Below are 8,343 nucleotides of genomic sequence, written 5' to 3' on the forward strand. Positions count from 1 at the left end.
TATTTACTCCAGGGGTTGGCAACTTAACTTCATAAGTTCCATCATTTTTTCTTTGAATAGAATGAGTTTCAACATTTGAAGTTGCGCTTTCATTAGTAAAAACAGACAAGCCTAAAATCGTCATTAAATTTGATGGAGGAGTATTGCTTCCCGAATAAGCTAAAGCGTCAATTAAGTTGTTTGTAGTTGCCAATGTTCCTGTATTACTTGTATACGGAAAATCGGTGGCATTCCCTAAATACAAAGCAACAACATCTGGACCATTTTGAATTTGTTCATTTGGTATATTTCCTACAGGAGAAGGAGCAACCAAATTATTTCCAAAATGAATTATTCCGTTTACATCAGTTACATATCCATCTAAGTCAATTGTATAATAACTTGATGAATTTGTTTCATTAAAAAAAACTAAAACATAACCATCTAAAGGAAAATTTGGCGTGGTTGATTTTAACTCAACAAATTCTAATTGATCAAAACTTGGCGTGTTAGAATCTATCTCATTAATAACCACTTGGGCATGAGAAAACATTCCTAAAAATAGGAATAAAAGGGGGCGCAATTTAGGGGGCATAAAACTAATTTTATCAAAAATACGAATATTAAATTAGAAAAAACTCTATTTAACATCCATTTCAATTATTTTTAAGCCGTTTTTAAGACTACTGTACGAGTATTTTTATATTTTGCACAATTTTAAAGCAACTTTTTACTTTATTTGTCATCTAACATAAAATCAATACATTCAATTTGAAATTTCTAATCAAAATAGTATTTTTAATATTTCCAATTCTGATTTTTTCTCAGCATTCTTCAAAAATGACTGTGAGAATTAATGCAGAAGCGAAAACCCTTATGGTTAATCAGGTACTTACTTTTAACAATACGAGTAACGATACTTTAAAACATATTATTTTAAATGATTGGAACAATGCCTTTTCTTCTAAAACTTCAGCTTTAGCAAAAAAATATTCCGACGAATTTGTAAGAGCTTTTCATTTAGCTAGCGAAAAAGAAAGAGGCTTTACAGCAATAAAAACAGTTGTAGATGCTAACTATCAATCCGTTAATTGGATAAGACCAAATGAAAAAGTAGATTTGGTTAAATTAGAATTAAACCAACCAATTTTACCTTGTTCAAAACAAACTTTCACGTTAGTTTACGAAGTAAAAATTCCAGATGCTAAATTTACTCGCTATGGTTATGATACAAACGGAAAAATTATTCTAAAAAATTGGTATCTAAATCCTTCTCGATACGAACACAAGCAGTTTGTTCAACTTAGCAATGAAAATTTAGACGATATTCCAAATGCTTTTTCCGATTTTGAAATTGAAGTTGAACTTCCAATAAATCATAATTTAGCTAGTAATTTATCAGAAATCAATACTGTTGAACTTGAAAACACTAAAAAAATACTATTAAATGCTAAAAATAAGAGTGAAGTAATTATCACTGTTCAACCAAACAATTCCTATCAAACCTATAAAAACGAAATTATCGAAGTTAGTTGTGGCATTGAAGATAACAGAGTTAGCGATATTGATAAAGCCATTATTTTTGATAAAGTAAGTCGTTTTACAGCTTCAAAATTAGGTTTACCGCTTACCTCTAAAATTTTAATTTCTCAAGAAGATTATGCCCGTCAGCCTTTTTATGGATTAAATCAATTACCTAGTTTTTTGAGTCCGTTTTCAGATAATTTAATGTTCGAATTGAAATTTCTAAAAACCTATTTAAACAACTATTTAAAAGAAAATTTAAACTTAAATCAAAGACGAGACTATTGGATTTATGACGGAATTCAAATGTTTATCATGATGCAATATGCTGATGAATATTTTCCAGAATTAAAAATGACTGGTAATGTAGCGAATTTAAAAATCTTAAAATCATACCACTTTATCAATTTAGATTTTAACCAACAATACAGCTATTTGTATATGTTGATGGCTCGAAAAAATTTAGATCAACCTTTAAACGAACCTAAAAACCGTTTAATAAAATTCAATGAGCAAATTGCAAGTAAATACAGAGCTGGTTTAAGTATAAAATATCTTGATAGTTATTTAGGAAACAATATTGTTCACAATACTATCAAAGAATATATTCAAGAAAATCAGTACTTAGGAACTAATTCACGTCAGTTTGAGACCGTTTTAATCAAAAATAGTCCAAAAGACATCGATTGGTTTTTCAGAACAGTCATAGAAACTCGCGATTTAATTGATTATAAATTTGGAAAAGTAACAAAAACCGAAGATTCGCTTTCTGTAAATATTATCAATAAAACCAATACAAATGTTCCTATTTCGTTATATCAATTGAAAGATGATCAGGTAATTAATAAAATTTGGTTAACCAATATTAAAACCGATTCCACAATCGTAATTCCAAGAATGGGTGCCGATAAATTAACTCTGAATTACAATAACGAAGTTCCAGAATACAACTTAAGAAACAACTGGAAATCATTAAAAGGCTTTTTCTTTAATAATCGTCCTTTTAAATTTATCTTTTTCAAAGATTTAGAAGAACCTTATTACAATCAAATATTTTTTGTACCAGAAGTAGAATTTAATATTTATGATGGTATTGCCTTAGGAATGCGAATCAACAATAAATCAATCCTAAACAAACCATTTAGTTTTAGCGTTACACCAATGTATTCAAGTAATACAGGAACTCTTGTAGGTAAATTTTCTGCTTTTGTTGATGACAATATTCGCGAAAAAGGTAAATTATACAACATTCGATATTTAGTAACTGGAAGCAGATTTCATTATACAAAAGACGCTTTCTATACTTACTTTATTCCTGTAGTGCAATTTAAATTTCGCGATGAAAATTTAAGAACTAACAAAAACGAATTCATCCAATTAAGACAAGTATATGTAAATCGTGATAAACTAGAGTCAGTAACCGATTCAAATACTGAAAATTACAATATTTTTAATTTTAAATACGGAAATTACCAATCAGAAGGAACCAAACATTTTTCTATTTTAAACGATTTGCAAATTTCGAATTCCTTCGGAAAAGTTGCTACAGAAGTACATTATCGTAAACTATTTAATAACAACAGACAAATTAGTTTACGCCTTTATGCTGGTGCCTTCATGTTTAAAAGTACTAATTCCGAATTTTTCAGTTTTGGGTTAGACAGACCAAACGATTATATGTTTGATTATAATTTGTTAGGACGAAGCGAAACAACCGGAATTTACAGTCAACAATACGTTTATGCTGAAGGTGGGTTCAAGTCTAAATTAGATACAAGATTTGCAAATCAATGGATGACCACTATAAACGGGACTTTCAATATTTGGAATTGGATTCAAATTTATGGCGATGCCGGAATGTTTAAAAATCAATACACTAGCGCAAAATTTGTTTATGATTCTGGCTTACATCTGAACCTTGTTCCTGATTATTTTGAGCTTTTCTTACCTGTTTATTCTTCAAATGGTTTTGCATTAGACGATGTTAATTATGGTCAACAAATTCGTTTCGTAGTTACTTTAAGTCCTAAAACTTTAATTTCACTATTTACCAGAAAATGGTTTTAATAGATTTTTGTCTATTTATTTGATAATTCAATAATTAAAAATCGTTTTTTAATGAATTCATTGCGTTTTTCAAATCAAAATCATTGATAATTTAATAATAATTAAAAAAATATCACTCCCTGTATTGTTTTATAAGTCGTTTTAATTAAATTTGTTGAATTATCAATTTCGTACAAACGGCTTATGAAAACAGCAACAACATCGGAAGTAGTTTCTTTTGAAGATTTCAAAAAAGAAGTCATTAACGATTATAAAATCGCCCGAATTAGTAGAGAATGTAGTCTTCTTGGAAGAAAAGAAGTACTTACAGGTAAAGCCAAATTCGGAATTTTTGGCGATGGTAAAGAAGTGCCACAATTAGCATTAGCAAAAGCATTTCAAAACGGAGATTTTCGTTCAGGATATTATCGTGACCAAACGTTTATGATGGCAATTGGTGCTATGAATATCGAGCAATTCTTCGCTGGATTATATGGTCATACCGATATTAATTTTGATCCAATGAGTGCTGGACGTCAAATGGGCGGTCACTTTGCAACGCATTCATTAGACGAAAACGGAAATTGGAAAAACTTAACCCAACAAAAAAATTCGAGTTCTGATATCTCTCCTACTGCTGGGCAAATGCCTCGTTTATTAGGATTGGCTCAAGCTTCAAAAATATACAGAAATGTTTCAGGTATCAACCAAACCAACTTCTCCGAAAACGGAAACGAAGTCGCTTGGGGAACTATCGGAAACGCTTCTACTTCAGAAGGTTTATTCTTCGAAACTATTAATGCTGCTGGTGTTTTACAAGTACCAATGGTAATGAGTGTTTGGGACGACGAATACGGAATTTCAGTGCACGCACGTCATCAAACCACAAAAGAAAACATCTCTGAAATCTTAAAAGGTTTCCAAAGAGATGAAGAAAATAACGGTTACGAAATCTTACGCGTAAAAGGTTGGGATTACCCAGCTTTAGTAGAAACATACCAAAAAGCATCGCAAATTGCGCGTGAAGAACACGTTCCTGTTTTAGTTCACGTGAGCGAATTAACACAACCACAAGGTCACTCTACTTCTGGAAGTCACGAACGCTACAAAAATGCAGAACGTTTAGCTTGGGAAGCAGAATTTGATTGTTTAGCTAAAATGAAAACTTGGTTAATCGACAACAATATCGCTACTTCAGAAGAATTAGAAGAAATTGATAACCAAGCTAAAAAAGACGTTTTAGAAGGTAAAAAAGCCGCTTGGACCAACTTTACAGCGCCAACAAAAGCAGAACAACAAGAATTAGTTGGTTTGTTAAATACCATTGCTTCACAAAGTGAAAACAAAGTATTTATTGAAAAAATCGCTAACGATGTTGCTTCAATAAAAGAACCAATTCGTAAAGATATTTTAGTTGCAGCTCGTAAAGTGTTGCGCATGATTATCAAAGAAAATTCGCGTGCTACTTTAGCGACTTGGATTGAAAATTATACGGAGAAAATCCAACCAAAATTCAGTTCGCACTTATTTTCGCAATCGAATAAAACCGTTTTAAAAACCAAAGAAGTTGCTCCAACATACGATGCAACTGCGGAAGATGTGGATGCACGTTTGGTTTTAAGAGATAACTTTGATGCCATCTTCTCAAAATATCCAGAAACGTTGATTTTTGGTGAAGATTCAGGAAACATTGGTGACGTAAACCAAGGTTTGGAAGGCATGCAAGAAAAATACGGAGAATTACGCGTTGCCGATGTAGGAATTCGTGAAGCTACAATTTTAGGTCAAGGAATTGGAATGGCAATGCGAGGATTACGTCCAATTGCTGAAATTCAATATTTAGATTATTTGTTGTACGCTATTCAAATCATGAGTGATGATTTAGCGACATTACAATACAGAACAGCGGGTCGTCAAAAAGCACCGTTAATCATCAGAACTCGTGGTCACCGTTTAGAAGGCGTTTGGCATTCAGGTTCTCCAATGGGAATGATTATCAATGCCATCAGAGGAATTCACGTTTTGGTTCCAAGAAACATGACTAAAGCCGCTGGTTTTTACAACACATTGTTAGAAACTGACGAACCTGCATTGGTTGTAGAATGTTTAAACGGTTACCGCTTGAAAGAAAAAATGCCAACCAACTTAGGCGAATTCAAAACACCAATTGGAGTTGTTGAAACAATCAAACAAGGAACCGATATTACGTTAGTTTCTTACGGTTCAACATTACGTTTGGTAGAACAAGCAGCAAATGAGTTAGAATCTGTTGGAATTAGCGCTGAAATTATTGATATTCAATCGTTATTACCTTTCGATATTAATCATGATATTGTAAAATCAGTAGCGAAAACGAATCGTTTATTAGTCATTGACGAAGACGTTCCTGGTGGAGCAAGTGCATATATTTTACAAGAAATTGTAGAAAATCAAAATGCGTATAAACATTTAGATAGCGCACCGCAAACATTGGCTTCAAAAGCACACAGACCAGCTTATGGAACGGATGGAGATTACTTCTCAAAACCTTCAGCAGAAGACATTTTTGAGAAAGTATATGCCATGATGAATGAAGCAAATCCAACAAAATATCCAAGTTTGTATTAAAAAATTTGGTTATTCGAAAATTAATTAGAAATATTTGCAACATACAATTAAGAAAATGATTTCAATTTTAAACAATACTTGGTGGTGGTCTAACTTACGTCGAACTTCGTGAGCGAAACCTGCTATAGTATAATTTAAAACCAAATACATAGAAAAGGCTTGTCAATCACGACAAGCCTTTTTTTATTGCCAAAAATCAAAAATTATGAAAAAATATAAATTACATACACATTACAAACAAATTCTAGCGGACACCATCACACCGGTAAGTGTTTACTTGAAAATTCGTGATAAATTTCCGAATAGCATTTTATTGGAAAGTTCAGATTATCATGCGAATGATAATAGTTTTTCGTACATCTGTTTCAATCCGATTGCTTCTATTAAAGTGGAAAATCAAAAAATTGAAAGAAATTTCCCAGATGGTTTTTCTGAAATTATTCCAATTGATTCCGATGTAAACGTAGCGAAAGAAATCGAAAATTTCTCTAATCAATTTGAAACCGAAAAGTCAGATTTTAAATTCATTACACAAGGATTGTTTGGTTATTTGGCTTATGATGCGATTCAGTATTTTGAGAAAGTTTCGATTGCTAAAAAATCAACAGAAAACGAAATTCCTGAAGTTTATTACGCTGTTTATCAGAATATCATCGCTATTAATCATTTCAAAAATGAAGCGTATTTATTCTGTCATAGCTTTGACGGAAGCAACAATATCGCTGAAATCGAACAATTATTACAATCGAAAAACTTTGCCTCTTTTTCGTTTCAAAAATCAGGAAACAGAACATCTAATTTGACTGATAACGAATTCAAAAACTACGTTTCTTTAGCAAAAAAACATTGTTTACGTGGCGATGTATTCCAATTGGTGTTATCCAGACGATTTTCACAAGGTTTTAAAGGTGACGAATTCAATGTTTATAGAGCTTTACGAAGTATCAATCCTTCTCCGTATTTGTTTTATTTCGATTATGGAAATTTCAAAATATTCGGTTCATCACCTGAAGCACAATTGGTAATCAAAAATAATTTCGCCGAAATTCATCCAATAGCAGGCACATTCAAGCGCACAGGAAACGACGAACAAGATGCGGAATTAGCCAAAAAATTAGGCGAAGACACCAAAGAAAACAGCGAACATGTCATGCTAGTCGATTTAGCAAGAAACGATTTAAGCCGAAGTTGCAATGAAGTGAAAGTAGAAAAATACAAAGAAGTGCAATTTTTCTCGCACGTGATTCATTTGGTATCAAAAGTATCTGGAAAATTAAAAGAAAATCATACTTTTATGGAATTAGTTGCGAAGACATTTCCAGCAGGAACATTAACTGGAGCACCAAAAGTAAAAGCCATGCAATTGATTGAAAACATCGAAAAAACCAACAGAAGTTTCTACGGTGGTGCCATCGGAGTATTGGATTTTGAAGGTAATTTCAATCACGCCATTATGATTCGTTCCTTTTTGAGTAAAAATCATAAGTTACATTTTCAAGCTGGTGCCGGAATTGTAGAAAGTTCATCTGAAGAAAACGAAATGCAAGAAGTGTATAATAAGTTAGGGGCTTTACAAAAAGCTTTAGATTTAGCAGAAAACATATAAAAAGGTTTCAAGTTTCAGGTTTCAGGTTAATTGGAACTTGAAACTTGAAACAAAAAAAACATGAAACAAAAATTATGAAAATAGCAGTTATAGATAATTACGATAGTTTTACTTACAATTTAGTCCACTACTTAGAGGATTTGAATGCGAATGTAACCGTTTTTAGAAACGACGAATTTGAGTTGAATGAATTAGAAAAATTCGATAAAATTCTACTTTCTCCAGGACCAGGAATTCCAGATGAAGCGGGTTTGTTGAAAGACGTTATCAAAAAATATGCTGCTACTAAAAGTATATTCGGAGTTTGCCTAGGTTTACAAGCGATTGGAGAAGTTTTTGGTGGCACTTTAACCAACTTAGAAAAAGTGTATCACGGTGTAGCAACCAAAGTCACAAAAACCGAAGACGACTTTATTTTCAATGATTTACCAAACGAATTTGAAGTTGGGCGTTACCATTCTTGGGTGGTTTCGAATGAAAACCTTCCTGCCGATTTAATCGTAACTTCTACAGATGAAAACGGTCAAATTATGTCAATGAAACATGCTCATTTTGATATTCGAGGCGTTCAATATCATCCA

4 protein-coding genes and 1 pseudogene are annotated in these 8,343 nt (G+C 32.2%); 4 read left to right on the plus strand and 1 reads right to left on the minus strand.

The features are described 5' to 3' along the window. A pseudogene (locus L6Q46_RS10810) lies at nt 1-574 on the minus strand (ribonuclease); the annotation flags it as partial. A gap of 245 nt (nt 575-819) precedes the next feature. Here L6Q46_RS10810 and L6Q46_RS10815 point away from each other — a divergent pair. The 4 genes from L6Q46_RS10815 to L6Q46_RS10830 all read left to right on the plus strand — a co-directional run. Further along, on the plus strand, nt 820-3,570 hold the full coding sequence (locus tag L6Q46_RS10815) for an aminopeptidase (RefSeq protein ID WP_291284310.1): 2,751 nt from the start codon (nt 820-822) through the stop codon (nt 3,568-3,570). A gap of 183 nt (nt 3,571-3,753) precedes the next feature. After that, nucleotides 3,754-6,156: an alpha-ketoacid dehydrogenase subunit alpha/beta gene (locus L6Q46_RS10820; protein ID WP_291284311.1), complete on the plus strand. Its 2,403-nt coding sequence runs from the start codon at nt 3,754-3,756 to the stop codon at nt 6,154-6,156. 205 nt (nt 6,157-6,361) lie between these two features. Continuing rightward, nucleotides 6,362-7,762: an anthranilate synthase component I family protein gene (locus L6Q46_RS10825; protein WP_291284312.1), complete on the plus strand. Its 1,401-nt coding sequence runs from the start codon at nt 6,362-6,364 to the stop codon at nt 7,760-7,762. Between the two features lie 71 nt (nt 7,763-7,833). Further along, the coding region (locus L6Q46_RS10830; RefSeq protein ID WP_291284313.1) for an aminodeoxychorismate/anthranilate synthase component II at nt 7,834-8,343 on the plus strand (510 nt) is incomplete at its 3' end.

This window comes from Flavobacterium sp. (assembly GCF_023151265.1).
Classification (GTDB): Bacteria; Bacteroidota; Bacteroidia; order Flavobacteriales; family Flavobacteriaceae; genus Flavobacterium.

Excerpts from the sequence above, each read along its gene's own strand:
- L6Q46_RS10820 (WP_291284311.1), top strand. The coding sequence starts at position 3,754 with ATGAAAACAGCAACAACATCGGAAGTAGTTTCTTTTGAAGATTTCAAA.
- L6Q46_RS10825 (WP_291284312.1), top strand. The coding sequence starts at position 6,362 with ATGAAAAAATATAAATTACATACACATTACAAACAAATTCTAGCGGAC.
- L6Q46_RS10815 (WP_291284310.1), top strand. The coding sequence starts at position 820 with ATGACTGTGAGAATTAATGCAGAAGCGAAAACCCTTATGGTTAATCAG.